Raw genomic sequence first — 26,962 nt, forward strand, 5'->3', positions numbered from 1 at the left:
CAGTGAGCGATATTACAGTACCGGCAATGGGAGAATCCATCACAGAAGGAACGATTTTTAAATGGCATGTGGAGGAAGGCCAGGCAGTCAGCCAAGGCGACGTCCTCCTCGAACTTGAAACGGATAAGGTCAATTTGGAAATCAGTGCCGAAGAAGACGGCGTGGTGGAGAAGATTCTGAGAAAAGACGGGGATACGGTTCAAATCGGTGAAGTGATCGGACGTATGGGCACCGGCGGCGACGCCAAACCGGCATCCGCACCGGCAGCGAAGGAAGAGACGCCGCAGGCTCAGCAGCCTTCTGCACCGGCAGCGGCACCAGCCCAACCGGCAGCAGCCGAGCCTGCACGTTCCGGCGAGGGCGAAGGTTACCTCGCCGCGTCGCCGGCGGCACGCAAGCTGGCCCGCGAGCAGGGCATCGATCTGGATCAGGTATCGAGCCGGGATCCGAAAGGCCGCATTTATCCGGACAACGTGAAGAACCATACAGAAGCTCCGGCAGCGCCTAAGGCTGCTGCACCGGCGCCGCAGGCAGCCGCTCCAGCAGCAGTATCCCAGCCGGGCAAACCGGCGGAACGCACACGCATGTCCCGCCGCCGCGCGACGATCGCCAAACGCCTGGTGGAAGCACAAAGAACGGCCGCCATGCTGACGACCTTCAACGAGGTGGACATGACAGCGATCATGGACATTCGCAAGCGCCGCAAAGATGCTTTCAAAGAGAAGCATGAGATTGGCCTCGGCTTCATGTCCTTCTTCACCAAAGCGGTGGTGGGTGCGCTGAAGAAGTTCCCTCACCTGAACGCGGAGATCGACGGGGAAGACATTATCGTGAAGAAATACTACGATATCGGTATCGCCGTATCGGCCAAGGAAGGCCTCGTCGTACCTGTCGTACGTGATGCCGACCGCCTCAGCTTTGCCGACATCGAAAGAGAGATCGCCACGCTGGCCGGCAAGGCGCGCAGCAATACGCTGGCGCTGTCCGAGCTCCAGGGCGGAACGTTCACGATCACGAACGGCGGAACTTTCGGTTCCCTGCTGTCCACGCCGATCCTGAACGCACCACAGGTTGGTATCCTGGGCATGCACAACATCCAGCTTCGCCCTGTTGCCATCGACGCCGAGCGGATGGAGAACCGTCCAATGATGTATATCGCCCTGTCCTATGACCACCGGATCGTCGACGGCGCTGATGCCGTACGCTTCCTGGTGACGATCAAAGAGATGCTGGAAGATCCGGAATCTCTGCTGCTCGAAGGTTAATAACATATTTTACCTGAACGTATACAACGAAACGGACTGCCTGCAGGCAGTCCGTTTTTTCGTGCGTGTGAGGAGAGACAGCAGTAAGCATTTCATTCCAAAATGAGGGAGGAAATTAGCATGTGGCCATCGATTCGATCATTTCTGGCTATTCCAGACCATTTAACGGGGAAGAACGTCAATATCGCCGTCATTGACGGCATTTTCCAGCACCATCCTGACATTGCATCAAACAAACGGCGGGACACATATCTGGTCCGCACATCAGACTCTCAGGCACTGCCTGAACTTCTAGCTGCTGACCAAGGGCCTTGGGATCGAGGGCATCACGGATTAATGAGCGCAGCCGCTGCTGCCGGATCCGGGGAGCTTTCGGAAGGAGAGTACGCTGGGGCAGCGCCTAAAGCCCATTTATTTTTGCTCGAAGCAGGACCGCTCCACACTCCCAATGATCTTGAAGAGAAAATTGGAGGGGCACTCCTCTGGTTAAAAGTGAACTGGCGCAAATACCGCATTCGCGGAGCTGTTTTGACCGTGAGCGCTTCAAGAGACACCGGGCTGCTGCCTTGGCAGGCTGATCCCGTTCGCAGATTATGCGAGGAGCTGGCCGGCGAAGGGCTGCTGTTGGTCTCGGCCTGCGGGAATACCCGTGAGCTGATTAGCAACGCACCCGCAGCTGCCCCGTCGGTTTTGTCGGTAGGCGGTGTGATCATTCCGAAAGATGGGAAGGCGGAGCATGCGCTCCCGTATCCCAATAGCAGAGGCGTGACGTTTGAAAATAAGTGGACTCCGGAAATTTTGGCCCCTGCTGCTAATATCGTGCTGCCCACTCCGTTCCAGTCCAAAGAGGAATTTCTGAATCATTTCACTGCCAAATCCGATTCTTTGCCTTGGGGCTATGCCAGGACAGAAGGAACCTCCTTTGCGGCCCCGATGATCTTGGGAGCTGCCGCTTGCATCTGGGAGGCTAGACCAAACTGGTCTTCCCGGCAGGTGAAGTCTGCTCTACTGGCGACCAGCCGAGCTTCGCTCCCGATATGGAACGAACTGAAGGCAGGTGTTGTTGATGTCTATGCAGCTGTGAACTTTGATCATGGAATCGAGCAAATACAGGGGGAGGGGGCTTACGCATGTTGGCAAAGGTGGAGAAGAAAAGGATTGGCCGACAGGCTGCAAGCGTTGCAGAGTGGTGATACAGATATAGTGATGAAGTCGCTGCTCTCCTTTTACTCCGATGCCTCCCTAATCGAACTGAGACAACCACTGTATAAATGGCTTCAGCATCCCGATGAAAAAGTTCGCTGCGTGTCTGCCCTGCTGCTGTCAGAACATCCGGAGTGGTATACGACCGAGTTGGTACGGGACGTGCTGCGGGACCCAAGTCCCCATGTTCGCATGGCTGGGGTGTATGCGATCCAGAGGCACCCAGAATGGTGGGATAAAATCACAGAAGAACTCGTTCCATTGCTCGGGGATCCGAGCTTGGATATTCGGTATTGGGCTGTCCGTCTCGCTGCGAACATCAACGATTCACTGTTTGTCCGGCCCTTGATAGCGGGGTTAGCTGAGGAAGCGAATCATCAACGGGCTTCCACCTTTGGCGAGCGCTGCAGTGCACTGGAACGGATTACAGGGGTACAATTTCCACCCATACCGGAATGGAGGGAAGGACAAGGCACCTATTCCGAGCGAAGCACTGAGGCACGCTTGTCCATGACCCGCCGGTGGGAAAATTGGCTGAAGACGCAGCGTGATCAACACAAATAAAGCAGAAGCACCCTCTGGGGCACCCCTGCTCAAATACGCTCAAGGTATACTTTTGGAAAATATGTTCAGATTCCCCCGAAGGCATGGTACTATCAAAATACGCGCCCCGCGGTCTTCTATGTTAACAGGACAATGGATGGATCGATGTATTGTTGAGGCGTTCGAGCTTGCGGATAATTTCCTTCTGCCACCGGGTGTCTTGCAGCTGCTTCGCCAGGTTTAAAAGGTCAAGATAATCGTCAACCCGTAAGGAAGCGTATTTTTGATCAGGGGCTTTCACCATGGTCGTCGACTCCTTATGATATGTTAATGAATGATAACTCGAGATCATTGTATCACACATTCATTCTCAATGATAATCTTTCTCACTAATTTTTTATGAAAAAATGTTGAATTCGATTCACAAGAGGAGACCTGCCGATGAACAAACCGTTGAAATGGCTGGAGTGGGCCAAACAGATTCAAGCCGTGGCCCAGACAGGATTGGCATACTCGCGGGACGTATATGACCTGGAACGCTTTGAACAGCTTCGGGCGCTGAGCGTAGAGATTATGCGGGAGTACACCAATGTTGAGACCGAACTGCTGACGGCACTTTTTGCTGGGGAAGACGGATACGCCACACCGAAGGTGGATGTGCGAGGGGTGATTTTTCAGGAAAATCAAATTTTGCTTGTCCGCGAAAAGGCAGAAGGGGAATGGTCGCTGCCAGGCGGTTGGGCGGATATCGGGCTGTCCCCTTCCGAAATTGCCGTGAAGGAAGTACGGGAGGAGTCCGGATTTGTGGTTACACCGACCCGGCTCCTGGCCGTGCTCGACAACCTGAAGCATAATCCGCCGGGCCCGTATCATGTGTATAAAATATTCATCGCCTGCGAAATCACCGGCGGCGAAGCGGCTGAAGGGGTAGAGACGAGCGGCGTTCAGTTTTTTGCAGAGGACGACCTTCCCGCCCTGTCGCAAATCCGTAATACGGATGAGCAGATCAGGCTGATGTTTGAATTGATGCGGCATCCGGAGAAGGCCCCCGTCTGGGATTAAACATCGCATAAAGACAGGAAAGGATTACATATGCTGCAGACGTTTGTGACTACAGTGTACCAGGTGTTCCTCCCGATATCGCTGCCGGTAATCGGAGGGGCGCTGATCAAGCATTTTAAGCCGATCGATACCAAGCCAATCTCTACACTGTCCCTGTACCTGCTGAGTCCGGCTCTTATTTTCGAAACGCTGATTGGGGCTGACATCAGCTACGGTGAGATTACGGATACGGTTCTGTTCACGGTCCTTAATATGCTGCTGCTGTGGGGGATTGCCGTAGGGATTGGACAAGCTTGGTCGCTCCCGGCCGCCGAACGGTCAGGCCTCACGCTGACGGCGCTGTTTACGAACTGCGTCAATTATGGTCTGCCGCTGGTGCTGCTGGCCTTTGGTCAAGCGGGGCTGGATAAGGCATCAGTGTACGTTATTCTGCAGATCATCATCGTCAATACGCTGGGCGTGTATTTTGCCGCACGTTCGCAGTTTTCCGTAAAGCAGGCGGCGCTGTCGATCTTCAAGCTGCCGTCGATCTACGCGGCTGTGCTTGCCGTGATTTGCCGGACAGCGCATGTGGAGCTGCCGCAGGAGCTGAATCAAGGAATATCGATGATTTCGGGCGCGTATTCCTCGGTGGCTCTGTTTATTTTGGGGGCGCAGATGGTCAGTGTCAGGAGCGGGAAGACAGCTTATACGGCAGCGATGAACAAAGCCTTCTACGCCGGTTTGGCAATGCGCCTGGTGATCTCGCCGGTGGCGTCCGCGCTGCTCTTATACCTGCTCGGCATTCAGGGCGTATTGTTTAACGTTATGCTGGTGCTAAGCTCCATGCCGGCCGCAGTTAACGCGGTCATATTGGCCGAGCAGTTTGATGCGGCACCCAAAGTTGTGACCCGGTGCATATTATGGACGACGCTCGCTTCCTTTGTATTGCTGCCGCTGATGATCGGATGGCTGGGTTGATGGAGAAGATAGTATGCGTTAGTATTGCGCTACGGCCGCTTGCGGTATTTTAAAATGCAGCCGATCATAATCAGCATCAGCACCAGCGACAGCGTATTGGTGATCAGAAACGGAATGCCGACACCGTCCTGCGCGATATGAATGGCATAGACCTCCATCAGGCCGATGCCGGCTACGAGCGATCCGAACGTTTTCAGGCTCAAATCCGCGACCGATTTGGTCCGGATGACCTGAATAATTTGCGGAATCCAGCCGAACGCCAAAATAAATCCGCCGATGAGCTGCATGACTGCGTAAATCATGGCCAACGCCTCCCTTTATGAGGCTATTATATGCCCGGCGGGCTCGTGTCCGTGAATGGACCGGGACAGGTCTGGTACAATAAAGAATAGGATAGATGAATGAAAGGATGACAACATGCTGACGATAACGGAATACGAAGCGGAGAAGATCAAGGACCCGTTCCGCATTTTGCAGGGAACCCGCTATGAATTCAAGCTCGACATCGAGGTGCCTGATGACGATGAGCTTTATACGGAGAATGGACTATATGTCCGGGTCATTTACAAGGTCGACGAGGACCAATCCGCGATCGTGAAATACGAAATTTATGAAAAAACGACGGGGCAGTACCTCGATTTTGACCTGGAGGAGGACGAAGTGGAGCTGCTCGAAAACTTCTGCCGGGATCACCTGGACGAGGTCGACGAATAACTCTGCGAACCTCCGCAACTTGGAGTGGAGTGATCACGTCATCCGCTGCCGGGTACATTACATATAGGATGAGTCTGGGGAGTGATGAGGATGAAGCATACGGTACAGACGGTTCCCTACGGGTACGTGCCTCCGGTGCAGAAGCGTAAGGGGACGCTCATTTATTACGATACGTTTGAAGAGACTGATGAAGAAGGTCTGAATGAAGCGGAGTCGCTGGCCGGCGTGCTGTCCTTTTCCAAGCTGGTGCTGTATCCGCTGCATGAGGAGACGGTGCGGAGAATGACCAAGGAACCGGTCAGCCCGTTTTATAAACGGGAGAAACGGCTGGAAGCCTGGAGATCTGAAGGACACGGGAAGACGGTCATCGAGAACTGGGAGGGACGCCGAAAAAAATACACGCCGGTGGAAGCCGCCCTTCGCCATCTGACGGAGAAATATCCTGCGCCGCATTTTCTGCTGTTGACGCCGGATATGGCGAATCGGTTTGCCAGCTACAGTACCTTTGGGGAGTGGATCGTCAAGCTAAGGCTGCTGCTGACGGAGGAGCCGGAGGCGGTGCATCCAAAGCTTGAGCAGTACAGCCACCGCTGGGATACCGCTCAAGGAGCAGTCTCGAAGCAGCGCTGACCTGATTAGCCGCGCCGGATCCATCCGATGTTTAACGAACTTTTTACGAGGCGCAGCTCCACAAAAGCTGAATATCGCCGCTAAGCGGCAGTCCGCCGGTGCATATGGCCCCATCGATCATGGGAGGCGCCTGGCGGGCTGCCGACTTCTTTTCGGCCATGAACAAGCGTCCCTTAGTCATAACCGCCTTCAGCTGCCGGCAAGGCCTGATAGGCCTCTTTGGCGTTTACGATGGATTGAATGAAATTTCTTAATTCCAACAACGCGATTGCATCGTCGGACAGTTCGCAATTCCGGTCCGTCCACGAGAATGACTCCGTTTTACCATCGACGGTTACCGTCCACGCATCTTCATTGCTTGGCGACTGGGAGCAATTTCGGCTTGTAGCAAATTTCTTCGGTGCTATGATGTTTATTTCTCTCATTTTGCCGTAAATCTCCCGCATTTCATCTTGGGTGAATTTGAGATGAGCCGTTGCGGTACCTTTCGTAATTAAATCTTTCGTTACGGTCCCTTGAAAGGTGTTTATCTCATTTTTAGTGACATCGCCATAACCAAAACGGACAACGAAATTAAAATCATCCGGCATGTCTGCGGGCATACCATCTTCCTGATTTGCCATCTCTGCTGACGGTGCAGCGCTACCTTTATCCAAATCAGAATCCGGAGAGCACCCGGCCAGAAACGTCATAGCGATAAGCAGAGATAACAATCCTCTTTTCATTGCACTCCCTCCCCATGTATCTTTTATGACGAGAACCGGTCGGCAGGAGTTGCATCCCATTCTCCGCTTAAGCTGCAACCACTGCTGGCACATTCTGTTTTACCAACAAGAAATGCACTCCCAGCACGGGCAGAATCCCTTTACCACGGTTGCTCATTCCCGGAAACCCCGGTAAACTTATAATTGGACTGAATCAAGTCATTCTCGAAAGTCATCATGTATCTATTCCCTAAAGTCAAAGGTTGAGTTTACAAATGTGGCGCAGCCTTGGAAGCTGCTTGGTCCGCCGCTGAATTTGCATTGTTAGGAGTTCTTATTTATGAGTGTGGAGACCCTTTCTTTGGAACGGGCACAGGAAATGCTGCAAAAATATTACGGCTACCCAGACTTTCGGGAAGGCCAGAAACATATCGTAACCAGCCTCCTGAAGTATCAGGACACGCTGGGCATCATGCCGACGGGCGGGGGCAAGTCGATCTGCTATCAGATTCCGGCGCTGTTGCTGCCGGGCCTGACCTTGGTCGTATCGCCGCTGATCTCTCTGATGAAGGATCAGGTCGACGCGCTGACAGCGATGGGCATCGCCGCTGCATACATCAACAGTACGCTCACCGGCAAGGAAGTGAACGAGCGGATCCGCGCGGCCAAGCGGGGGGAGCTGAAGCTCCTGTACGTGGCGCCGGAGCGGCTTGAGCTCGACTGGTTCCGCGACGAAATGGCCCAGCTGGAAATTTCCTGCGTGGCCGTCGACGAGGCCCACTGCGTGTCGCAGTGGGGGCACGACTTCCGGACGAGCTACCTGTCGGTAGCTCCGTTCGTGGAAGGGCTGCCTGAGCGGCCTATCCTGGCAGCGTTCACTGCGACGGCTACCCCGGAAGTGACCGAAGACATGGTCCGCCTGCTGAGGCTCCAGGAGCCGGAAGTGTTCGTCACCGGGCTGGGCCGGGACAATCTGGCCATGTCGGTGCTGCGCGGGGAGAACAAGCGCGATTTTGTCATGAACTACGCCGAGGCGCATAACAGCCAGCCGGGAATTATTTACGCGGCGACGCGCAAGGACGTGGACGATTTGTACCAGCGTCTGAGCAGCGTGGGCTTGGCCGCAGGCCGCTATCATGCGGGGATGAGCGATGAAGAGCGCGCCGCCAACCAGGAGGCTTTTCTGTACGACGACATCCGGGTGATGGTTGCCACCAACGCGTTCGGAATGGGCATTGACAAGTCCAACGTCCGGTACGTCATTCACTACAACATGCCGAAAAACATGGAGGCTTACGTCCAGGAGGCCGGACGCGCCGGCCGGGACGGCGAGCCGAGCCAATGTATTCTGCTGTTCAGCCCGCAGGATATTATTACGCAGAAGTTTCTGATCGAGCAGAACCCGCAGGAAACGGACCGCAAATCGAACGAATACCGCAAGCTTCAGCAAATGGTCGATTACTGTTATACGACCCGCTGCCTGCGCAGCGCGATGCTGGACTATTTCGGCGAGTCTCATGAAGACAAGCCCTGCGGGATCTGCAGTTCCTGTACGGATGATCGCGAGCTGGTCGATATGACGGTCGATGCCCAGAAAATTTTCTCCTGCGTCCACCGGATGCGCGAACGCTTTGGCGTATCGCTGGTGGCGGCGGTGCTGAAGGGATCGAAGAATAAAAAGGTGCTGCAGTACGGCTTTGACAGCCTGTCCACTTACGGGACGATGGCGAACCGGACGGAGAAGGAAATTTCCGAGATCATTAACGTACTCGCCTCGGAGGGGTACCTGGCGCTTTCGGAAGGCCAGTACCCCGTGCTGCGGCTGCAACCGCTGGCGGCCGAAGTGCTGAAGGGCCAGCGGCAGGTGCTGCAGCGCACCGCGCGCCCGGCAGCGGCGCAAACGGGTGGCCGAAGCTCCCGCAGTCGCGACGTCTCGCCGTCGGCGGTCAACGAGACCGTGTTCGAGCAGCTGCGCCTGATCCGGCGCGAGCTCGCGGGCAAGGAGCATGTGCCGTCGTATATTATTTTCAACGATGCGACGCTGCGCGAGATGAGCGTGGTATGCCCGCAGACCGAAGATGAAATGCTGAATATTAAAGGCGTCGGCGAAGTGAAGTTCCGGAAGTACGGCAGACCGTTTCTTGATTTTTTCCAAAATCAGAGCGATGATGCCTACGCCGGCGGATATGATGAATAAGAAGAAGGTCGTGAACCGATGAAAGTCCTGTTATCCACCCTGAATGCCAAATACATCCATACCTGCCTGGCCATCCGCCTGCTCAAGGCATACAGCCAGCATGAATTTGATATCGAGCTGGCCGAGTATACGATCAAAGACCCGGTCATGAACATCGTGTCCGACCTGTTTCAACGGAAACCCGACGTCATCGGGTTCTCCTGCTATATTTGGAATATCGAAGAGACGCTGAAAGTGATTGAGATCGTGAAGAAGGTCATGCCGGAAGTCACGATCGTGCTCGGCGGACCGGAAGTGTCCTATGACACCCAGTACTGGATGGAGCGGATGCCGGCGGTCGATTTCATCGTCATGGGCGACGGCGAAGAGACCTTCCACCATTTGCTGCAGGTGATCGAAGGAGACCGCAAGTTCCATTTTGTCTATGGTGTTGCTTACCGGAAGGGCGACGAAGTGATCATCAACCCGCCGCGGCCGAAGAGCGATCTCAATACGCTGCCCACGCCGCACCGTTTTCCCGAGGATATCCCGAATTTGGGGAAGCGAATCGTCTACTTCGAGACGAGCCGCGGTTGTCCGTTCCAGTGCCAGTTCTGCCTGTCCAGCATCGAGAACGGCGTCCGGTATTACGACATCGAGCGGGTGAAGTCCGATATTACGTATTTGATCGACCACGGCGCAAAGATCATCAAGTTTCTGGACCGCACGTTTAACATTAACCATCAGTATGCGCTGGAGATGTTTGATTTTCTCATTAAAAATAACCGCGGCTGCGTGTTCCAGTTCGAAATTACGGCAGACATCATGCGTCCCGAAGTGCTGCAATATCTTGCCGACAACGCGCCCCCGGGGATTTTCCGGTTCGAAATCGGCGTACAGTCGACGAACGATCCGACCAACGTTATCGTCAAGCGGCGGCAAAATTTCGAGAAGCTGTCCCGGACCGTCAGCATCATTAAAAACAGCGGCAAAATCGACCAGCATTTGGATCTGATCGCCGGTCTGCCGGAAGAGGATTATGAAACGTTCCGCAAGACATTTAACGACGTGTTCGCCCTGGGACCGGAGGAGCTGCAGCTCGGTTTTCTGAAAATGCTGCGTGGCACCGGCCTGCGCCGCGATGCCGGCAAGTACGATTACACGTACATGGATCAGGCGCCTTACGAAATTCTTGGCAGCCACAAGCTGCCATTTGCCGACATCGTCCGGCTTAAGCGGCTGGAGGATGTGCTTGAGAAATACTGGAACGCGCACCGGATGGATCATACGCTGAACTATCTCATGACCCATGAATTTCCGTCACCGTTCGATTTCTTCCAGGAATTCGGCGACTATTGGGAAGGGCAGGGCTGGCAGAAGATCGGCCATCAGCTCGAGGACCTGTTCACGCGTCTGGCCGCCTTCCTGAAGCAGCGAGAGACGAAGCGCATGGATGTGATTCTGGGGCTGATGAAGCTGGATTATTTCCTCAACCATAAGTACAAGCCGCGTAAAATTTGGTGGGAGCAGCCGCTCGCCAAGGACGATTGGAGCAGCCTGATGCGAAAGGTCACGGAGCATCCGGAGCTCGTCTCGGGGAACTTCGCTTCCCTGGGCTTGTCCGAACGGGAGCTGCAAAAGCATGCAGTGCTTGAAGTGCTGCCGTTTGCGCTGGATGACTTGCTGGCCGGCAGAGACAACGGAGCGGAGGCTTCCGGGGGGACGGTGCTGATCGTGCTGTACCAGCAGAACGAGAGCGAGCTGCCTGTGTTCTACACGATGAAGCTGCAGCCGGCGGAGTTGCTGTAGTTGAACGCGTTAAGATCGGCAAATTTTGAGCGTCGATAATATGCACAGAAAAGCCGCTGCACGGGGTTATGACCACCGTGCAGCGGCTTTTGTTCATTCAGGCCTTGAACCTGCGGGTATTTCTTCGAAATAGGGGAAGGGCACTACACATGCCGCTCCAGCCAATCGAGCAGCTCGGTCATGACCTCGTCCCGGTTCATCTCGTTCAGCATTTCATGGCGTCCGTTCGGGTACAGCCTGCATTCCACATCCTTGATGCCGATGCTGCGATAAATGTCCTCCAGCCGCCGGACGCCCTTGCCTCGTTCCCCGACCGGATCGAGTTCCCCGCTGAAGAGGTACACCGGCTTATCCCGGGGAATGCCATCATAGCTGCCGGGATTCTGAATATCCTGCAGCAGGCTGAAGAAGTCGTAGAAGAATGAGGTCGTGCAAATGGCTCCGCAGTACGGATCTTCAATGTATTTATCGACTTCCTTCGGATCCCGGGAGAGCCAGTCAAACCGCGTCCGGGTCGGGGAAAAGCTGCGGTTGTAGCTGCCGAAGACCATTGCGTTCAGCAGGATGCTGCGGTGCGACTCCCCCTGGAGTGCTCCTTGCAGCCTGGCGACCGCTTTGCCGGCGTTCAGCATGCTCCGCGGCCCGTTCGTACCGGACAGAATAAAGCCAGTATACGGTCCGCCGTCCGTCTCCATCACCCGCTGCACGAGGAACGACCCCATGCTGTGCCCCATCAAAAAATGGGGAATATCCGGGTGCCGGTCACGAACGATGCCGCCGAGCTGCTGAATGTCCTGGAGCATATGCCGGAAGCCGTCCTTGCCGGTATGGCCGAGCCGCTCCACACTGCCGGCGGTCAGGCCGTGCCCGCGCTGGTCGTGGGCATATACGGCATAGCGGAACCGCGTCAGCAGCGCGGCGAGCCGTTTGTAGCGTTCGGCCGTTTCGCACATGCCGTGGGTGATCTGCAAGACGGCCTTCACTCCAGCCGGCTCGTCGGGAAGCCAGGCATAGATATGGATCTGCGTGCCCAGCGGATCCGTCATCGTAAACGTTTGTTCCCGCAATGGAGGTCACTCCTTCATTCTTTCGTGAATGACAGACCAATCAGAAGAAATGCCCCGTGCCTTATATCAGGCTTAAGGCAGGTAGGAACGGAGAACGGTAGCATTTCCTCTTAGCTCATATTGACCGAGATTAGCCGGTAGCAGGAAGCATTGGCCGGCTTTGTAGTCCTGTGAGCCGCCGTCCCAGGCGATGAAGCCGCTGCCGTCGCATACGACCAAGATGGTGAAGCTATCTGGAGTGGTGGAGAGGCTCCAGGATCCGTCCACAATTCCCTTTTCCACGATGAAATAAGGGGACTTCGCCAGCTGCAGCCATTCGCCCGCAGCGCTGCCGGCGGTCTTCATCGTTGTGGCCCCGGATCCTTCGTAGGCGATGACGTTCAGCGAATCTTCAATGTGCAGCTCCCGCGGCTTGCCGTCCAATCCCGGACGGTTGTAGTCGTAGAGGCGATATGTCGTATCGGAGTTCTGCTGGATTTCCGCTACGACTACACCGGCGCAAAGCGCATGCACCGTGCCGGCAGGGATGTAGAACGTGTCTCCGGCTTCGACGGAAACTTCCTGCAGGCTGTCCATGACGGTTCCGTTCTCGAGCGCTTCTTTCATTGCCTCGCGTGTAACGCCTTCCTTAAGGCCATAGATGATTTTGGCGTCCGGCTTGGCGTCCAGCACGTACCACATTTCCGTCTTGCCGAGCTCGCCTTTCGGCAGCCCCTCATAGTCGTCGGTCGGATGCACTTGGACCGACAGGTCGTCATTGCAGTCCAGCAGCTTGATCAGGAGTGGGAAGCGGCCGTTTTTCTCGGAAAATCCCTTGGCGCCGAACCACTCCTTGCCGAATTGTTCGCGGACTTGGTCCAGGCCTTGGCCTTTCAGCTCGCCGTTAATCACGGTTGTCGTGCCGTTCGGATGATCGGCGATCATCCAGCCCTCGCCGATATGTCCCTCCGGAATCTGCAGCCCGAACTGCTCGAGCGCTCGGCCTCCCCATACGCGTTCTTTAAACTCCGGCTGAAATAATAATGGATAAGGTTGTGTCATGTCTTCATCGTTCCTTTCTTGGGTTCGTGTGATCGCTTGGGATAAACCGCTACTATGTAAAACAATACCTTGGGCCGGGCTGATCCCCTTGGACCGGAATCCATCCGGATGAAGAGGGCGGCCGGGCCCCGGGCACAAACGGTTTCAATGTGTTCAGCATGCCGCGCCGCCTGGTGGGAGGAAGCTCGCGGCACGAGCCGCACAAGCGGCCAGCGCGCTATTTTTTCTCCAGCGCAATGACATAAGGGGCATCCGCGCGCTGCAGCTGCCTGTATATGACGGCCTGAGCCGACGACTGCGGCAGGGTGGTGGCCCAAGCCGTTACCTCCTGGGCCTCCAGATCGCCGCCGGCATGGCCCGGATACAGCACGGCCGTCATAATGCCCCGCCGTCTCAGCAGGGACAAGCCGGCTTCCAGCGCTTCAATCGTGCTGTCCGGCGTGGTGATGACGGCTTTGTCCGCCTCCTCGGCAGGCAGGTAGCCGAGGTTGAACATCACCGCCCCGACCCGGCCGTGCACGCCCTCCGGCAGCGCCTCCCGCATCGCGGCATGGCTCTGCAGGTACAGCGTCACCGGAGCGATCCGCTCCGGTGTTTCCTGCGCCAGCCGTTGCCGGGTCAGGGTCAGCGCCTGCTCCTGCACGTCAAAGCCGTAGACGTGCCCCTTGGGACCGACCGTCTTGGCCAGAAAGTGCGTATCGGCCCCTGTACCGATCGTGGCATCCACGGCAATATCCCCGGGACTCAGACGCTCGGCGATTTGTTTGTGGGCAAAGCTAAGAACGGAAAGAAACCCCATGCTATACTTTCCTCCAATACTTACCCTGCCAGCTGTCCCGTGCCTCGAGCTCGGCGTCGATGCCGTTCAGCACTTCCCATTTTTCCTGAGACCACATTGGGCCGATCAGCAGTTTCCGCGGAGCGTCGCCCGTCAGGCGGTGAACGATCATTTCGGGCGGCAGAAATTCAAGCGTGTCCGCAACCAGCTTAATATATTCATCCTGTTCCAGGAAGCGGAGCAGATCCGCTTCATACTGCCTGACCATCGGCGTACCCTTCATCAGGTGAAGCAGATGGATTTTGATGCCTTGAACGTCCATGTTCGCCACGGCACGCCCGGTCTCCAGCATCATTTCGTGGGTTTCCTGCGGCAGGCCATAAATGATATGCGCGCATACCCGGATGCCATGCCTCCGCAGCTTCTCCACGGCGTCGATGAAGCACTGGGTGTCATGCGCACGGTTGATCAGATGGGATGTCTCCTGGTGAATGGTCTGCAGCCCCATTTCGACCCATAGATAGGTCCGCTCGTTCAGCTCGGCCAAATACTCGATCACATCGTCCGGCAGGCAGTCCGGCCGCGTGGCGATGGACAAGCCAACAACGCCCGGCTGTTCCAAAATGACTTCATAATACTCGCGCAGCACATCGACGGGGGCGTACGTGTTGGTATAGGCCTGGAAATAACCGATATATCGGGCGTGCGGCCACTTCTCATGCTGTTTGTCCCGGATGCTGTTAAACTGGGTGATCAGGTCGTCGCGCCGGCTGCCGGCAAAGTCGCCCGAGCCCCGGGCGCTGCAGAAGGTGCAGCCGCCCCTCGCAATTGAACCGTCGCGGTTGGGGCAGGTGAATCCGGCATCCAGCATGACCTTGAACACTTTATCGTTAAACTGTTCCCGCATCTCGTAATTCCACGTATGGAATCTTTTATCGCCCCACAGCAGGGGAGAAGAAAGGGTTGGGCTGTTCATGGATGGTACTCCTTTATTGTGCATTGCAGCTTACGCTTGCTCTATTGTAACAAAAATCAGGCCTAAAGGGTATGAGGAGGCCCGTGGGAAACACTGAGACTTACGGGCTTTTCTCCCCTTGGATTTTGAGCCGTTATTTAATATAGAGGTTCTCCATGATTCGGGGCGAAATACCCGGATATTTCAGGTTCATAGACTGCAAAAAAATGTTTCAAAAACAGCGCCGCTATGCCGCTAATCAGGCGAATATTCCATTGATAAAACTTACATGAAGTGTTATATTTTAATTAGCGTCAGCACCCCGTTTTCGGGGTAAATATCTTATAGAATTCATAAAAGATTGACGTCATGGCCAACATATTAACCGTGAGGTGATAATGATGAATTCTTCAACTGCTGAGACACAAGGTAAAGGCAAGATTTCTGTAGAGCTGACTCCTGATGAGGCGCTTGCCCTGACAGGCGTAGAGTTTAACGGCAATCCGGAAGTGAAAGCGGCTGCCCGCCGCAAAATTCGCAACGCCTTCGAAAAGACATTTGATTTTCAGCATCAAGATGCGGTAGACTATCAACAATGAAACCGTTGGACCCCAATTCCAAATAGATAATGGAAAAGAATTCCGAATTCCTCGTGTTCGCATGAGAGAGACCGGGATTCTTTTTCTTTTGGGGCAAGTCAAGCTTTGCCTCTTTACATTTCGGCTTAAGTTCGGCACAATATTGCAGTAGCCGCAAGTGCCGCGGCAGGACGGAAGTATAACTAGCGGAGGTATGAGATGCGTTTACGCGGAAGAAAAGGAATCCGGGAAAGTCTGGAAGAACAGCAGGGCTTCGTTGTTCTGGACCCCCGGTCGTATAAAGGAAAATGGTCATCGCTCTTTGGCAACGACCGGCCGATCTACGTGGAGTTTGGCATGGGCAAAGGACAGTTTATCAGTCAGATGAGCTATCGCAACCCGGACATTAATTTTATAGGCATCGATATGTATGATGAACTCATTCGCCGGGCCAGCGAGAAAGCCAAGCTCGCCTGGGCCGAACGGGAGGTCGAATATCCGCCGAATCTGCGGCTGGCGCTGGCCAATGTCGAATATGCGGAGGAAGTGTTTGCGCCGGGAGAACTCGAGCGCATTTTCCTGAATTTCAGCGATCCTTGGCCGAAGGCCCGACATGCCCGCCGCCGTTTGACACATCCCCGTTTCCTCGACAAATACTGCGGTCTGCTCAACGATAACGGTGAAATTCATCTGAAGACCGACTCGCAGACGCTGTTTGAATTTTCGCTGAATTCCTTTGCGGATTACGGTCTGCAGATGACGAACATCTCGCTGAATCTGCACCGCGAGGGACCGAACGAAGAGCATGTCATGACCGAGTATGAGACTAAATTTGTAGGTCAGGGCATCAACATTCACCGCTGTGAGGTGATTGTGGGCAAGGAAGCGCTGAGCCGGTATCAGAAACAGCGGCTGGACAAATACGGACTGCGGCCGGACAAGCCGGGGCAGCCGGAAGAGGCTTTCAGCGACCAACCATAAATACAAAATAAGGTGCCTTCCCTCAGGAAGGCACCTTATTTGATTCCAGCATGTCGATGATGCTCTGGGCGCTTTGCATCGGCCGGTAGCGGTCAATGCTCTTCAGCTGCTCTTCGCGGCGCTGCTGGATCGAATCGTATTCGTGAATCAATTTGTTCATCCACTTCGTGATGACCTCCAGAGAGGAGATCGGCTCTCCAAGGCCCTGGGCTGTGAAGTACTGGCAGTTCTCTTCTTCCTGTCCGGGAAGCGGGTGATGGAAGAGCATCGGGATGCCCTTGGCCAAACCTTCCGTACAGGTCATGCCGCCAGGCTTCGTCACGAGCAGATCGGAAACTTCCATCAGCTTATCGACCTCGGGGGTAAACCCGATCAGCCGGATGTTGGGATGGTTGTAGCTCGGATCCTGTTCGAGCTTGCGGAGGACCTTCTCGTTGTTGCCGAGGCAGAACACGATTTGAATCTGGTCCCTCCAGCGGGTCAGGTAATTGTTGATGACTTCGTCATTCATAATGCCCCAGCCGCCGCCCATGACCATCACCGTGGGCATGTTCTTCAGCCCGAACTTCTCCCGGATCTCTTCCTTGACCGGATGCTCCCAGAAGTTCGGATGCACCGGAATACCGGTGACCTCGATTTTGGATGCGGCGACGCCCTGCTCCAGCATCTTCGATTTCACTTCCTGGGTGGAGACTAGGTAGCGGTCCACTTCCGGGCTGATCCAGGTGCCGTGGGCATCGTAATCCGTGATGACCGTGCACAGCGGGATCTTGGAGCCAAGCCTTTTCAAGCGGGAAATGACCGCGCTCGGAATCGGGTGCGTGCAGACGACGATGTCGGGCCGCAGCTGATTGACGATATTTTTTGTATGTGTATAAAAAATGCGGTGAAGCGCTAATGTCGTAAACCGGTTCAGTGACTTTTTATACTGGTGCCTGTACATCATTCCAACCAGCCTCGGCTGCGAAAGAACGGTCTTCTTGTAGGCGGTAATAATGAGCGGTGCGACCTTGGGATTCAGGAAGCTTCCGAGCTCAAGCACTTTGGTTTGCACACTCGGCGACAGCTTGCGCAGACTGCTTGAGAGTGCGTAAGCAGCTCGAGTATGTCCCGCACCGAAGCCTTCAGATAATAACAATACTCTTTTTTTCATCACTCTCAATTCACCTGTTCCTGCATGTTTTTCCTTATACCCACCATATCGACTTTAGGGCCACAATGCAACTGTTGCTGTAGCTACGGAAGTACCAATTACAGCTCCCGCAAGCACATCGGATGGGTAATGAAGTCCCAAATACATCCGGGAAAATCCGACCACGAGGCTTAAAGCCAAAAAAAGCGCGGTCCACTCAGGATGCCCGATCATCATAGGAACTGCCAAGGAAAATGCTGCCGTCGTATGCCCGGATGGAAACGAATGGTCCACCAGCGGCTTGCGAAAGGTGCGGGTTCCCGGCAGGGCGAGATGCGGCCTGACCCGGGGGTACATCTTCTTGGCTGCCGCCACCGGAATGTGGCTGACGGCCAGAGCGACGGCGGCCTGGGCGCCTTGGGTGCTCCATGACGGCGGGGCCAGGCCCCAGCACAGGAGGCAGGCACAGATCGTAAACGTAGCCCCTCCGAGATGCGTCAAATAATACAGCCAAAAATTGAAAAAACGATTATGAAGACGTCCGTTGATCCATTGGAAAAGACGCCGGTCCCATAATTGAAGTTTCTTGAACAAACGTCTCATTCCATCCCTCCGTGTACAGCCAATCTTCTATGAAATAATGGCAGATCATGGACAACTCATGCGATGTTTTTCTAAATTTTATCATATTTCCGAAGGGAGCAGAAACTATAACTTCGTAAGTCCCCTTCTTATAATATATAACCCAATTCAGGGTCGTTATTTGACACCGCCCGAGAACTTTGTCGGGAATCGGCCGATCTTGTCCAAAGCCATTTTTCGCGGAAAAATGGGGCCCGGCAAGGAATTGGCCAATTTTGACTTCCCCCTGAGGAACCTTTACAATGATTCAAACGGGTGCAATCCGTTTATAAAGAATTGATGTTTAAAGTATAACTTTTCTTGGCTTTATCTCGTTTATTTATAAAGTATGCCGATAATCATGGAAACTGATGACTAAAAAAAGGGGGGACCTGAGAAATAAAAACCCGGAAAAGAGATGAAAATAAGAACTAACAGTCATGAATAGGAGCCCGTAAGGGGCTGAACCGTCAGGAAACCGCCTCATTACCGTTTTTTTAGACGATTACGAGGTTTTACGGTTTTGACAAATGACTGAAAAGTGTGGAAAATCGATAGGGTCATCCGAAGCGTTAACAAAACGTAAAAGAATGTAAAAGGTCAAAAGGGTCATAAAGAATTAGAAAAGGGTAACGGCTTTACCGTAATCTATATAGAATGAACTAAAGAAATGAACATTACAGGGCCGTACTGGACCGTTATAACAGGAAGTTCAACAAACTTTAGTTCAATCTATCTACAGAGAGAAACATGATTATGAGGGGTAAAAAAGGGGGGTTCTGAGAGTCATGTTAGACGCCATTTTTATCGCGCTCCAGGTTTTGCTGGCCGCGATCGGTGTGTACCAGTTTGTATTTTCCGTTTTGGGACTGTACAGGAAAAAGAGGAAGCAGCATTTTGAACCGACCAAGTCCTTCGCTGTGCTCGTTGCAGCGCACAATGAAGAGCAGGTCGTCGGGGCTCTGATGGAGAACTTGAAGCAGCTGAATTATCCGAAGGAGCTGTACGACGTGTTTGTTATCTGTGACAACTGCACGGACGGTACGGCACGCATCGTGCGCGAGCATGGCATGAACGCCTGCGTACGCACCAACAACAACCTTCGCGGCAAGGGCTACGCCATCGAGTGGATGCTGAAGGAATTGTGGGCCATGCCCCGCCAGTACGATGCGGTCGTCATGTTTGACGCCGACAACCTGGCAGATACGAATTTCTTGAGAGAAATGAACGACGATTTGTGCTCCGGCGCACGCGTCATTCAAGGATATATCGACACCAAGAATCCTGAGGATTCCTGGATTACGGCTGCTTACGGGATTTCGTATTGGTACATCAACCGTTTGTGGCAGCTGTCGCGCCATAACATGAACATGGCCAACTTCCTCGGCGGTACGGGGATGTGTTTTGAAACCAACCTGCTGAAGGAAATGGGCTGGGGGGCCACCAGCTTGGTTGAAGACTTGGAGTTTACGATGCGCAGCGTGAAGCGCGGCGTCTATCCAAAATTCAACTACGACGCCAAGGTGTTCGACGAGAAGCCGCTGACGTTCAAGGCTTCCGCAAGACAGCGCCTGCGCTGGATGCAGGGACACTTTACGGTGGCGCGCCGCTATTTCTTCCCGCTGATCTGGCAAAGTATCAAGGAACGCAGCATCGTCAAGCTGGATTTGGCGCTGTACGGGGCGAACGTATACATCGTTCTCTTGACATTCCTGATGACGGCTACGATTTGGGTGGACAATACGTTCTTCGACGGTCCGAACATCGCCAACCTCTACGGCTATCTGCCGTTGTGGCTGAGCTTTGTGGCGATCGGTGCCAACGTCTTTACGTTCCTGGCTGCGATGATTTTGGAGAAGGTCACCTTCAAGAAGGTCTATTTGTACCTGGTGCTCTTCCCGATTTATCTGATCTCCTGGTATCCAATCACGTTCTATGCGTTCTTCACGCAGAACAACAAGCAGTGGAGCCATACCCAGCATACCCGCGTGGTAAGACTGGAAGAGGTGCAGAGCAAGCAGGGGTAAACGCATGGAACCGGGTTGACATTGTCCGGGCCCTGTGTTAAATTATTTGAGTGCTTTAAATACGAAATGGATTCAAAGCAGAAGCTCCAGCTTCTCACCTGACCGACGAAGGTTGGCGGGTTACTGATCCAATGATTTGTGAATGCGATATTTCATGAAGAGTTGATCATAGGGATGCTGGGTGCTGATACCCGCATCCCTTTTTATTTTGCTTCTGCACACGGAAATACCTATTAGATCTGGAGGTGGACGGTTATCAGTAAGGAACATATGATCAATGAGGAGATCCGGGCGAAGGAAGTTCGCTTGGTAGGCGCTGAAGGCGAACAGATTGGCATCAAGCCCCTTCGTGAGGCTCTGCAGATGGCAGCGGATTTGAATCTGGATTTGGTGAATGTGGCGCCGCAGGCGAAGCCGCCGGTGTGCCGCATCATGGATTACGGCAAGTTCCGCTACGAGCAGCAGAAGAAAGAGAAGGAAGCCCGGAAGAATCAGAAAATCGTTGATATTAAAGAAGTATGGTTCCGAGCAAACATTGATGAGCACGACTACCAGACTAAGCTCCGCAATGTCGTCAAGTTCCTGAAGGAAGGCGACAAGGTCAAATGCTCTGTTCGTTTCCGCGGACGCGAAATCGCGCATGCGAGCATCGGCCAGAAGATTCTGGAGCGTGTAAGGGAAGAAGTTGCCGAGCACTCCAGCGTTGAGCGTCAGCCGAAGCTGGAAGGACGCAGCATGATTATGATTTTGGCTCCAAAAGCCCAATGATCCTGAGGAGGAAGTACAATGCCTAAAATGAAAACACACAGCAGCCTTAAAGGCCGCTTCAAAGTTACCGGTTCCGGTAAAGTGACTCGCTACAAAGCTTACAGAAACCATTTGCTTTCCCACAAGTCCAAGCGCGCTAAACGCGTATTGGCAGGCAACCCAGAAATGGCGCCGGGGGACGTAAGACGCTTGAAACAAGGCTTGGCGAACTTGAAATAGTTAATCACACATTTTTGGGAGGTTTATATTATGGCAAGAGTAAAAGGCGGATTCGTCGTTCGTCGTAGACATAAAAAAGTATTGAAACTTGCAAAAGGTTATTTCGGTTCCAAACACCGCATTTTTAAAACAGCTAACGAGCAGGTTATGAAATCCCTCGTGTACGCATACCGTGACCGTCGTCAGACGAAACGGAACTTCCGCAGATTGTGGATCGTGCGTATCAACGCTGCAGCCCGCATGAACGGACTGTCTTACAACAAACTGATGCATGGTCTGAAACTGGCTGGCGTGGACATCAACCGCAAAATGCTGGCTGACCTGGCCGTTAACGACATCAACGCGTTCAACTCGATCGCATCGGTTGCCAAAGAGAAAGTCAACGCGTAATATACTTGTAATGCATATTAAAACCGCCCTAACCGGCGGTTTTTTTAAGATATAAGAAAGAAAATACATCAGAGACTAAACTACCTTATATCGCAAGAAAGACCTCCGCTAAAAGCGGTCTGGCTTCATAGAACGTACACCGATAGACGTGTTTCTTTAGATATAAGAATCATATCCCCAACAAGAAAAAGCCCCGCTTGCTAACATAAATCAGAACCTAGAGTCGCTGGTGCCGGGTGCCGCACTCATGAATGGGTATGAATGTTAATTTCACGCATCTTTTCATTCGAGAATCGACATCAGGTGAGCTTATAGACAGCTACTCTTCCATGGAAATAACAGGTTGTGTGATTTATGGCAAAATAAAGCGTTTTCCCTTGATTTTTCACTAAAAAAGTTTTATTTTCTGACGTAAATTTGCTGGATTTTGGCGTAGGTAAAATGTATAATCTGTTCTGTGGAATGTCCGACATTTGAACAAGCCTTCACAAGCAATTAATTGACCATAGATCAATTGCTGAAGGGCGAAGACAGGTGCAAGGATATAATTCATTCTAGGGGGACTATAAGTTAATGAAGAAAATGTTCAAATTGTCGCTGATTATGCTGCTTGCATTTTCAGTTGTACTGGCCGGCTGCGGTAAAAAGAACGAAGATACGAGCAGCTCGTCCGGCGGCAGCGAAGAAGGCGGCGCAGCAAAATCTAGCGTGAAGGTCGGTCTCGTGACTGACGTGGGCGGGGTTAACGACAAATCTTTTAACCAATCCGCTTGGGAAGCATTGGAAGCATTGAAGAAGGACAAAGGGATCGAAGCCCAGTATCTGCAAAGTAAGTCCAAAGAAGATTATGTTCCGAACCTGAACAAATATGTCAAAGGCAAATACGACCTCACTTGGGGGATCGGTTTTGACCTTGGCGTTGATATGAAAACGGTAGCCGATCAAAATCCGGATGCCAAAATGGCCATTATCGATGCTGAAGTCGATGCGCCTAACGTTCATTCCGTTACGTTTGCGGAGAACGAAGGGGCATTCCTCGTGGGTGTAGTAGCAGGCTCCATGACAAAAACGAACAAAATCGGTTTTGTCGGCGGTTCCGAAATTCCGGTTATCAAACGCTTTGAAGCCGGCTTTAAAGCTGGCGTTGCCGCAGCGAATCCGGATGCGAAAGTGATCATCAACTACACCGGCGCATTTGACAAGCCTGACCAAGGTAAAGCGGCTGCAGCCACGATGTACAACGACGGCGTTGACATTATTTTCCATGCTTCCGGTGCAACAGGTACAGGCGTGTTTAACGAAGCCATTGCCCGCAACAAAGCAGGCCAAAAAGTATGGGTTATCGGCGTAGACAAAGACCAATCCCTGGAATTTGGAGACGAAGTAACGCTGACATCTATGGTTAAAGGCGTAACGACAGCTGTAGACAAAGTAACAAGAGAAGTTATCGACGGCACGTTCAAAGGCGGTCATGAGACACTTGGCCTGAAGGAAAACGGCGTAGGTTTGGCCGACACTTCGAGCAAAAATGTCCCTGCAGATGTCCTGAAAAAAGTGGATGAGTTCAAGCAAAAAATCATCGACGGCGAGATCAAAGTTCCAGAAGAATAATTCCATAACGATAATTTGAACTGATATAATTCATGTGTACCAAACGGCAAGGCTGGTTATTATGACTAGCCTTGTCTTACGTTATGGCCCAAACAGAGGCCGCAAAATATGTGATAAGGGTGATCTCATGGATGCAGCGACCCCTGTCGTTGAGTTGAAGCAAATTACCAAACGCTTTCCCGGCATCGTTGCCAACGACTCGATCAGCTTGAAGCTGCACAAGGGCGAAATCCATGCACTGCTCGGTGAGAATGGTGCGGGGAAGTCGACCTTGATGAATATCGTGTTTGGCTTGTACCAGCCTGATGAGGGCAGTATCGAAGTGAACGGCAAGCCCGTCATCATTGACAGTCCTAATAAAGCGATCGAGCTGGGCATCGGCATGGTGCATCAGCATTTTAAATTGGTTCAGCCGTTTACGGTAACCGAAAATATCGTACTGGGGATGGAGCCCAAAATTGCCGGGGTGCATCTGAACTACAGAGCTTCGGTTGCCAAGATCAAAGCCCTCTCCGACCAGTATGGTTTGAGGGTTAATCCGCATGCCAAAATTCATGACATATCCGTCGGGATGCAGCAGCGCGTCGAGATCTTGAAGACGCTTTACCGCGGCGCTGACATTCTCATCTTTGACGAGCCTACGGCCGTGCTCACACCGCAGGAGATCGGCGAACTTATGGGCATTATGAAGCGGCTGGTTGCCGAAGGTAAATCGATTATTTTAATTACGCACAAGCTCAAGGAAATTATGCAAATTTCCGACACGGTGACGATCATCCGGCGGGGGAAAGTCATCGACACCTTGAAGACGTCCCTGACGAATCCGAACGAGCTTGCCGAGAAAATGGTGGGCCGCAGCGTCTCCTTTAAGGTGGACAAGCAGCCGTCTGTACCGAAGCAAACCGTGCTTAATGTAAAAAATCTGGTGTCCAAAAACAAAGAGGGGATTCCCGTTCTGAACGGGCTTGATCTTGAGGTGCGTGCAGGGGAAATTCTCGGCATCGCCGGCGTTGACGGGAACGGGCAGAGCGAGCTGATCGAAGCGCTGACGGGCCTGAGCAAGGTTGACAGCGGCCTGATCGAAATCAACGGCAAAGATATTACCAACAAACCACCGCGATTCATTTCGGAAAGCGGAGTGTCGCATATTCCGGAGGACCGTCATAAACACGGTCTTGTCCTTGATTTTTCCATGAGTGAAAATATGGTGCTGGAAACGTATTATAAAGCCCCTTACAACAAAGGCGGCTTCTTGAACAAAAGCGCCATTGACGACCAGGCGAAACGCCTGATCGAGCAATTTGACGTCAGAACGCCGAGCATTGAGACGAAGGCTCGTGCTTTATCCGGCGGTAATCAGCAGAAGGCGATTATAGCCCGGGAAATAGATAAAGATCCGGATCTGCTCATCGCAGCGCAGCCGACGCGGGGACTTGACGTCGGTGCGATAGAGTTTGTGCAGAAGCAGCTTGTTGCTCAGCGGGACAAGGGGAAAGCCGTGCTGCTGATCTCCTTCGAGCTGGACGAGATCATTAACGTGTCCGACCGGATTGCGGTTATTTACGAAGGACAGATCGTCGGCGAAGTGCGGCCGGAGGACACGAATGACCAGGAGCTGGGTCTGATGATGGCGGGCAGCAAGGTTGCGGGAGGTAAGGCCTAATGAATAAATTATTTAAAATTTTTACCGTCAACAGCCTGTTGACGCCTCTCGTATCGATTGTGCTTGGACTCATCGTAGGGGCCATCATTATGCTGATCGGGGGGTACGATCCGATTCTGGCGTACAGTTCCCTGTTCAGCACCGTATTTGGAAACCTGTACGATTTCGGGGAAACGATCCGCGAAATTACGCCGCTAATTATGACCGGTCTTGCTGTCGCATTTGCGTTTCGGGCAGGCCTGTTCAACATCGGGGCGGAAGGGCAGTACATCGTCGGTATGACCGCCGCGACAGCAGTCGGGATCAAGCTGACCGGGCTGCCGATCGTTTTGCATGCCATCGTCGCGATCATTGCCGGCGGATTGGCCGGAGGGATCTGGGCGGGAATTACCGGCTATCTCAAGGCCAAACGGGGCGTGAACGAAGTTATTATTTCGATCATGCTGAACTGGACCGGCCTGTATTTGAGTAACTATATCGTGAGAAACTTCCTGCTTCTCAAGGGCCAACAGCGCTCTGAGGACATCCAGGATACGGCGTCGATTTCGATCGGCTGGTTGTCCGACATGTTCAGCGATGCGCGTATGCACTGGGGAACCGTCATTGCGATTCTAGCAGCTGTGTTTTTCTATGTGTTCATGTGGAAGAGCAAGCAGGGGTATGAGCTGCGGGCCGTAGGACATAACGGGGATGCCGCGAAATATGCGGGCATGAACGTGAAGAGCAATATCGTGAAAGCCATGTTCATCAGCGGTATTTTCGCCGGATTGGGCGGTGCCTTTCAGGTGCTTGGCGTATTTCATTACCAGGCGATCTTCACGGGGTCTCCGGGCGTCGGCTTTGACGGAATCGCGGTCGCGCTGATCGGCATGAACCATCCATTCGGCATTCTGCTGTCCGCCGCCTTGTTCGGTACGCTGACTTACGGTTCCGCGGGCATGAGCTTTGGTGCGGACGTTCCGCCGGAAATTATCCGGATCGTTATCGGATCCATCATATTCTTTATTGCTGCACAAGGCATTGTGCGCTGGGTTCTGAAGCCCTTCTATCTGAAGCGCAAGAAAGAGAAGGTGTTGTAAAATGGATTGGATCACAACAATTGGCCAGCTGCTGAATACGACGCTCGTTTTTTCGACAGCGCTTATCTTTGCTGCCATGGGCGGCATCTTCTCTGAACGCTCCGGTGTAACGAACATCGGGATTGAGGGTTTGATGACCTTCGGTGCGTTTGCGGCCGGCGTCGCTTCCTATTACGCGGAAGATGCAGGCATGGGGGCAGCATCCCCCTATATCGGCATGCTCGCTGCGATCGTGATCGGGCTAGTCGCTTCGCTGATTCATGCCGTTGCCTCGATCACCTTTAAGGCGGATCAGGTGATCAGCGGCGTCGTGATCAACTTCCTGGCAACAGGAAGCACGCTGTATATGGTCAAGCTGATGTTTGAAGGTGCGGGAGAAACTCCACTGCTGATGGAGAGTCTCCAAAAGTGGAAGATTCCTCTCCTTTCCAAAATTCCGATTATCGGGGAAGGCATATTCAGCAATTACCCGACAACATATCTGGCTATTATTGTCGTCATCGTCGCTTCGTATATCTTGTACAAAACCTCCTTCGGCCTTCGTCTGCGCGCGGTCGGAGAGCATCCAAGCGCCGCCGACACGGTTGGCGTCAAAGTGCGCCGGATGCGGTATATCGGGGTCATGATCAGCGGTGCATTGGCTGCGCTTGGCGGAGCCACGGTTACGCTCACGACGACGAGCACGTTTTCGCATAATACGATTTCAGGCCAAGGTTTTATCGCGATCGCTGCGATGATTTTCGGGAAATGGAATCCGCTTGGTGCGTTCGGAGCAGCTGTTTTTTTCGGCTTCTCCCAGGCCATCGGAAACTACTTCCAGCTCTTCGATTGGGCGCATGACATTCCGCAGGAATTTATTTACATGCTCCCGTACGTACTCACCGTTATCGTTCTGGTGGCGGCCGTGGGACGCTCGTCTGCGCCGGCTGCGCTGGGGGAACCGTACGATCCGGGAAAAAGATAACGATCGAACCGCAAAAAAGCTG

General features: G+C 53.2%; 28 protein-coding genes. 18 read left to right on the forward strand and 10 right to left on the reverse strand.

Annotated elements, in window-relative coordinates; translation table 11 throughout:
- The first annotated feature begins 2 nt into the window (after positions 1-2).
- Together odhB and GCU45_RS22630 are read left to right on the forward strand one after the other, a co-directional pair.
- Positions 3-1,265: a 2-oxoglutarate dehydrogenase complex dihydrolipoyllysine-residue succinyltransferase gene (gene odhB, locus GCU45_RS22625; RefSeq protein ID WP_152400737.1), complete on the forward strand. Its 1,263-nt coding sequence runs from the start codon at positions 3-5 to the stop codon at positions 1,263-1,265.
- A 120-nt stretch (positions 1,266-1,385) separates the two neighbouring features.
- A complete protein-coding gene (locus tag GCU45_RS22630; RefSeq protein WP_167527196.1) occupies positions 1,386-3,032 on the forward strand; it encodes a S8 family serine peptidase in 1,647 nt (548 codons plus the stop codon).
- A gap of 121 nt (positions 3,033-3,153) precedes the next feature.
- Here the strand turns inward: GCU45_RS22630 and GCU45_RS33870 are convergent, their stop codons facing one another.
- Complete coding sequence (locus tag GCU45_RS33870) at positions 3,154-3,315, reverse strand: hypothetical protein (RefSeq protein WP_163878816.1); 162 nt, start codon at positions 3,313-3,315, stop codon at positions 3,154-3,156.
- 137 nt (positions 3,316-3,452) lie between these two features.
- Here GCU45_RS33870 and GCU45_RS22635 point away from each other — a divergent pair, with 137 nt between their 5' ends.
- Positions 3,453-4,073 carry an NUDIX hydrolase gene (locus GCU45_RS22635; protein WP_145136354.1) on the forward strand — a complete coding sequence of 207 codons (621 nt, stop codon included), beginning with the start codon at positions 3,453-3,455 and terminating at the stop codon, positions 4,071-4,073.
- Positions 4,074-4,103: 30 nt separating this feature from the next.
- Positions 4,104-5,033, forward strand: coding sequence for an AEC family transporter (locus GCU45_RS22640; RefSeq protein WP_152400741.1), 930 nt, complete (start codon positions 4,104-4,106; stop codon positions 5,031-5,033).
- Positions 5,034-5,062: 29 nt separating this feature from the next.
- Here GCU45_RS22640 and GCU45_RS22645 read toward each other — a convergent pair whose 3' ends face one another.
- Positions 5,063-5,335, reverse strand: coding sequence for a SemiSWEET family sugar transporter (locus GCU45_RS22645; protein WP_152400742.1), 273 nt, complete (start codon positions 5,333-5,335; stop codon positions 5,063-5,065).
- A 115-nt stretch (positions 5,336-5,450) separates the two neighbouring features.
- On the opposite strand from GCU45_RS22645, the gene GCU45_RS22650 reads away from it, so the two are divergent.
- Both GCU45_RS22650 and GCU45_RS22655 read left to right on the forward strand, forming a co-directional pair.
- Positions 5,451-5,747, forward strand: a complete 297-nt coding sequence (locus GCU45_RS22650) for a DUF6509 family protein (RefSeq protein WP_116232126.1) — start codon at positions 5,451-5,453, stop codon at positions 5,745-5,747.
- Positions 5,748-5,837: 90 nt separating this feature from the next.
- Complete coding sequence (locus GCU45_RS22655) at positions 5,838-6,377, forward strand: hypothetical protein (RefSeq protein ID WP_152400743.1); 540 nt, start codon at positions 5,838-5,840, stop codon at positions 6,375-6,377.
- Positions 6,378-6,420: 43 nt separating this feature from the next.
- Here GCU45_RS22655 and GCU45_RS33875 read toward each other — a convergent pair whose 3' ends face one another.
- Both GCU45_RS33875 and GCU45_RS22660 read right to left on the reverse strand, forming a co-directional pair.
- Positions 6,421-6,558, reverse strand: coding sequence for a hypothetical protein (locus GCU45_RS33875; RefSeq protein ID WP_167527197.1), 138 nt, complete (start codon positions 6,556-6,558; stop codon positions 6,421-6,423).
- Positions 6,551-7,102 carry a hypothetical protein gene (locus tag GCU45_RS22660; protein WP_152400745.1) on the reverse strand — a complete coding sequence of 184 codons (552 nt, stop codon included), beginning with the start codon at positions 7,100-7,102 and terminating at the stop codon, positions 6,551-6,553. Before GCU45_RS22660 ends, GCU45_RS33875 begins: the two co-directional genes overlap by 8 nt.
- 319 nt (positions 7,103-7,421) lie before the next feature.
- Here GCU45_RS22660 and recQ point away from each other — a divergent pair, with 319 nt between their 5' ends.
- Complete coding sequence (gene recQ / locus GCU45_RS22665; protein ID WP_152400747.1) at positions 7,422-9,278, forward strand: DNA helicase RecQ; 1,857 nt, start codon at positions 7,422-7,424, stop codon at positions 9,276-9,278.
- Positions 9,279-9,296: 18 nt separating this feature from the next.
- Complete coding sequence (locus tag GCU45_RS22670; protein ID WP_152400749.1) at positions 9,297-11,066, forward strand: B12-binding domain-containing radical SAM protein; 1,770 nt, start codon at positions 9,297-9,299, stop codon at positions 11,064-11,066.
- Positions 11,067-11,209: 143 nt separating this feature from the next.
- Here the strand turns inward: GCU45_RS22670 and GCU45_RS22675 are convergent, their stop codons facing one another.
- The 4 genes from GCU45_RS22675 to GCU45_RS22690 form a co-directional block, all read right to left on the reverse strand.
- Positions 11,210-12,133: an alpha/beta hydrolase gene (locus tag GCU45_RS22675; RefSeq protein ID WP_208837061.1), complete on the reverse strand. Its 924-nt coding sequence runs from the start codon at positions 12,131-12,133 to the stop codon at positions 11,210-11,212.
- Positions 12,134-12,205: 72 nt separating this feature from the next.
- Entirely contained in the window at positions 12,206-13,174 is a 969-nt protein-coding gene (locus GCU45_RS22680; RefSeq protein WP_152400751.1) for a type I phosphomannose isomerase catalytic subunit, read from the reverse strand.
- Positions 13,175-13,391: 217 nt separating this feature from the next.
- Positions 13,392-13,973 carry a tRNA 5-(aminomethyl)-2-thiouridylate-methyltransferase MnmM gene (locus tag GCU45_RS22685; protein ID WP_152400753.1) on the reverse strand — a complete coding sequence of 194 codons (582 nt, stop codon included), beginning with the start codon at positions 13,971-13,973 and terminating at the stop codon, positions 13,392-13,394.
- 1 nt (position 13,974) lies between these two features.
- Positions 13,975-14,928: a tRNA modification radical SAM protein MnmL/YtqA gene (locus tag GCU45_RS22690; protein ID WP_152400755.1), complete on the reverse strand. Its 954-nt coding sequence runs from the start codon at positions 14,926-14,928 to the stop codon at positions 13,975-13,977.
- Positions 14,929-15,308: 380 nt separating this feature from the next.
- Between GCU45_RS22690 and GCU45_RS22695 the strand changes: the two genes are divergently transcribed.
- Positions 15,309-15,506: a hypothetical protein gene (locus GCU45_RS22695; RefSeq protein ID WP_076173251.1), complete on the forward strand. Its 198-nt coding sequence runs from the start codon at positions 15,309-15,311 to the stop codon at positions 15,504-15,506.
- Between the two features lie 198 nt (positions 15,507-15,704).
- Positions 15,705-16,466: a tRNA (guanosine(46)-N7)-methyltransferase TrmB gene (trmB, locus tag GCU45_RS22700; RefSeq protein ID WP_152400757.1), complete on the forward strand. Its 762-nt coding sequence runs from the start codon at positions 15,705-15,707 to the stop codon at positions 16,464-16,466.
- A gap of 22 nt (positions 16,467-16,488) precedes the next feature.
- Here trmB and GCU45_RS22705 read toward each other — a convergent pair whose 3' ends face one another.
- Positions 16,489-17,622: an MGDG synthase family glycosyltransferase gene (locus GCU45_RS22705; protein ID WP_152400759.1), complete on the reverse strand. Its 1,134-nt coding sequence runs from the start codon at positions 17,620-17,622 to the stop codon at positions 16,489-16,491.
- 51 nt (positions 17,623-17,673) lie between these two features.
- Positions 17,674-18,201, reverse strand: a complete 528-nt coding sequence (locus GCU45_RS22710; RefSeq protein WP_076173248.1) for a phosphatase PAP2 family protein — start codon at positions 18,199-18,201, stop codon at positions 17,674-17,676.
- A gap of 806 nt (positions 18,202-19,007) precedes the next feature.
- Between GCU45_RS22710 and GCU45_RS22715 the strand changes: the two genes are divergently transcribed.
- From GCU45_RS22715 to GCU45_RS22750, 8 genes are all read left to right on the forward strand, one after another.
- Entirely contained in the window at positions 19,008-20,246 is a 1,239-nt protein-coding gene (locus GCU45_RS22715; RefSeq protein ID WP_105445856.1) for a glycosyltransferase family 2 protein, read from the forward strand.
- Between the two features lie 270 nt (positions 20,247-20,516).
- Positions 20,517-21,014 (forward strand): translation initiation factor IF-3, encoded by a 498-nt coding sequence (infC, locus tag GCU45_RS22720; RefSeq protein WP_076173246.1) that lies wholly within the window; start codon positions 20,517-20,519, stop codon positions 21,012-21,014.
- An 18-nt stretch (positions 21,015-21,032) separates the two neighbouring features.
- On the forward strand, positions 21,033-21,233 hold the full coding sequence (gene rpmI, locus GCU45_RS22725; RefSeq protein ID WP_076173245.1) for a 50S ribosomal protein L35: 201 nt from the start codon (positions 21,033-21,035) through the stop codon (positions 21,231-21,233).
- 30 nt (positions 21,234-21,263) lie between these two features.
- Entirely contained in the window at positions 21,264-21,623 is a 360-nt protein-coding gene (gene rplT, locus GCU45_RS22730) for a 50S ribosomal protein L20 (protein ID WP_094595540.1), read from the forward strand.
- A 573-nt stretch (positions 21,624-22,196) separates the two neighbouring features.
- Positions 22,197-23,234 carry a BMP family ABC transporter substrate-binding protein gene (locus tag GCU45_RS22735; protein WP_076173243.1) on the forward strand — a complete coding sequence of 346 codons (1,038 nt, stop codon included), beginning with the start codon at positions 22,197-22,199 and terminating at the stop codon, positions 23,232-23,234.
- Positions 23,235-23,361: 127 nt separating this feature from the next.
- A complete protein-coding gene (locus GCU45_RS22740; protein WP_152400760.1) occupies positions 23,362-24,897 on the forward strand; it encodes an ABC transporter ATP-binding protein in 1,536 nt (511 codons plus the stop codon).
- Entirely contained in the window at positions 24,897-25,976 is a 1,080-nt protein-coding gene (locus GCU45_RS22745; RefSeq protein ID WP_076173241.1) for an ABC transporter permease, read from the forward strand. Before GCU45_RS22740 ends, GCU45_RS22745 begins: the two co-directional genes overlap by 1 nt.
- Before the next feature lies 1 nt (position 25,977).
- Positions 25,978-26,940 carry an ABC transporter permease gene (locus tag GCU45_RS22750; RefSeq protein WP_076173240.1) on the forward strand — a complete coding sequence of 321 codons (963 nt, stop codon included), beginning with the start codon at positions 25,978-25,980 and terminating at the stop codon, positions 26,938-26,940.
- The last annotated feature ends 22 nt before the right edge of the window (positions 26,941-26,962 follow it).

This window comes from Paenibacillus cellulositrophicus (assembly GCF_009363095.1).
In the GTDB taxonomy this organism is placed as follows: Bacteria; Bacillota; Bacilli; order Paenibacillales; family Paenibacillaceae; genus Paenibacillus_AQ; species Paenibacillus_AQ favisporus.

Excerpts from the sequence above, each read along its gene's own strand:
- GCU45_RS22630 (WP_167527196.1), top strand. The coding sequence starts at position 1,386 with ATGTGGCCATCGATTCGATCATTTCTGGCTATTCCAGACCATTTAACG.
- GCU45_RS33870 (WP_163878816.1), bottom strand. The coding sequence starts at position 3,315 with ATGGTGAAAGCCCCTGATCAAAAATACGCTTCCTTACGGGTTGACGAT.
- GCU45_RS22635 (WP_145136354.1), top strand. The coding sequence starts at position 3,453 with ATGAACAAACCGTTGAAATGGCTGGAGTGGGCCAAACAGATTCAAGCC.
- GCU45_RS22640 (WP_152400741.1), top strand. The coding sequence starts at position 4,104 with ATGCTGCAGACGTTTGTGACTACAGTGTACCAGGTGTTCCTCCCGATA.
- GCU45_RS22645 (WP_152400742.1), bottom strand. The coding sequence starts at position 5,335 with ATGATTTACGCAGTCATGCAGCTCATCGGCGGATTTATTTTGGCGTTC.
- GCU45_RS22650 (WP_116232126.1), top strand. The coding sequence starts at position 5,451 with ATGCTGACGATAACGGAATACGAAGCGGAGAAGATCAAGGACCCGTTC.
- GCU45_RS22655 (WP_152400743.1), top strand. The coding sequence starts at position 5,838 with ATGAAGCATACGGTACAGACGGTTCCCTACGGGTACGTGCCTCCGGTG.
- GCU45_RS33875 (WP_167527197.1), bottom strand. The coding sequence starts at position 6,558 with ATGACTAAGGGACGCTTGTTCATGGCCGAAAAGAAGTCGGCAGCCCGC.
- GCU45_RS22660 (WP_152400745.1), bottom strand. The coding sequence starts at position 7,102 with ATGAAAAGAGGATTGTTATCTCTGCTTATCGCTATGACGTTTCTGGCC.
- recQ (WP_152400747.1), top strand. The coding sequence starts at position 7,422 with ATGAGTGTGGAGACCCTTTCTTTGGAACGGGCACAGGAAATGCTGCAA.
- GCU45_RS22670 (WP_152400749.1), top strand. The coding sequence starts at position 9,297 with ATGAAAGTCCTGTTATCCACCCTGAATGCCAAATACATCCATACCTGC.
- GCU45_RS22680 (WP_152400751.1), bottom strand. The coding sequence starts at position 13,174 with ATGACACAACCTTATCCATTATTATTTCAGCCGGAGTTTAAAGAACGC.
- GCU45_RS22685 (WP_152400753.1), bottom strand. The coding sequence starts at position 13,973 with ATGGGGTTTCTTTCCGTTCTTAGCTTTGCCCACAAACAAATCGCCGAG.
- GCU45_RS22690 (WP_152400755.1), bottom strand. The coding sequence starts at position 14,928 with ATGAACAGCCCAACCCTTTCTTCTCCCCTGCTGTGGGGCGATAAAAGA.
- GCU45_RS22695 (WP_076173251.1), top strand. The coding sequence starts at position 15,309 with ATGAATTCTTCAACTGCTGAGACACAAGGTAAAGGCAAGATTTCTGTA.
- trmB (WP_152400757.1), top strand. The coding sequence starts at position 15,705 with ATGCGTTTACGCGGAAGAAAAGGAATCCGGGAAAGTCTGGAAGAACAG.
- GCU45_RS22710 (WP_076173248.1), bottom strand. The coding sequence starts at position 18,201 with ATGAGACGTTTGTTCAAGAAACTTCAATTATGGGACCGGCGTCTTTTC.
- GCU45_RS22715 (WP_105445856.1), top strand. The coding sequence starts at position 19,008 with ATGTTAGACGCCATTTTTATCGCGCTCCAGGTTTTGCTGGCCGCGATC.
- infC (WP_076173246.1), top strand. The coding sequence starts at position 20,517 with ATGATCAATGAGGAGATCCGGGCGAAGGAAGTTCGCTTGGTAGGCGCT.
- rpmI (WP_076173245.1), top strand. The coding sequence starts at position 21,033 with ATGCCTAAAATGAAAACACACAGCAGCCTTAAAGGCCGCTTCAAAGTT.
- rplT (WP_094595540.1), top strand. The coding sequence starts at position 21,264 with ATGGCAAGAGTAAAAGGCGGATTCGTCGTTCGTCGTAGACATAAAAAA.
- GCU45_RS22735 (WP_076173243.1), top strand. The coding sequence starts at position 22,197 with ATGAAGAAAATGTTCAAATTGTCGCTGATTATGCTGCTTGCATTTTCA.
- GCU45_RS22740 (WP_152400760.1), top strand. The coding sequence starts at position 23,362 with ATGGATGCAGCGACCCCTGTCGTTGAGTTGAAGCAAATTACCAAACGC.
- GCU45_RS22745 (WP_076173241.1), top strand. The coding sequence starts at position 24,897 with ATGAATAAATTATTTAAAATTTTTACCGTCAACAGCCTGTTGACGCCT.
- GCU45_RS22750 (WP_076173240.1), top strand. The coding sequence starts at position 25,978 with ATGGATTGGATCACAACAATTGGCCAGCTGCTGAATACGACGCTCGTT.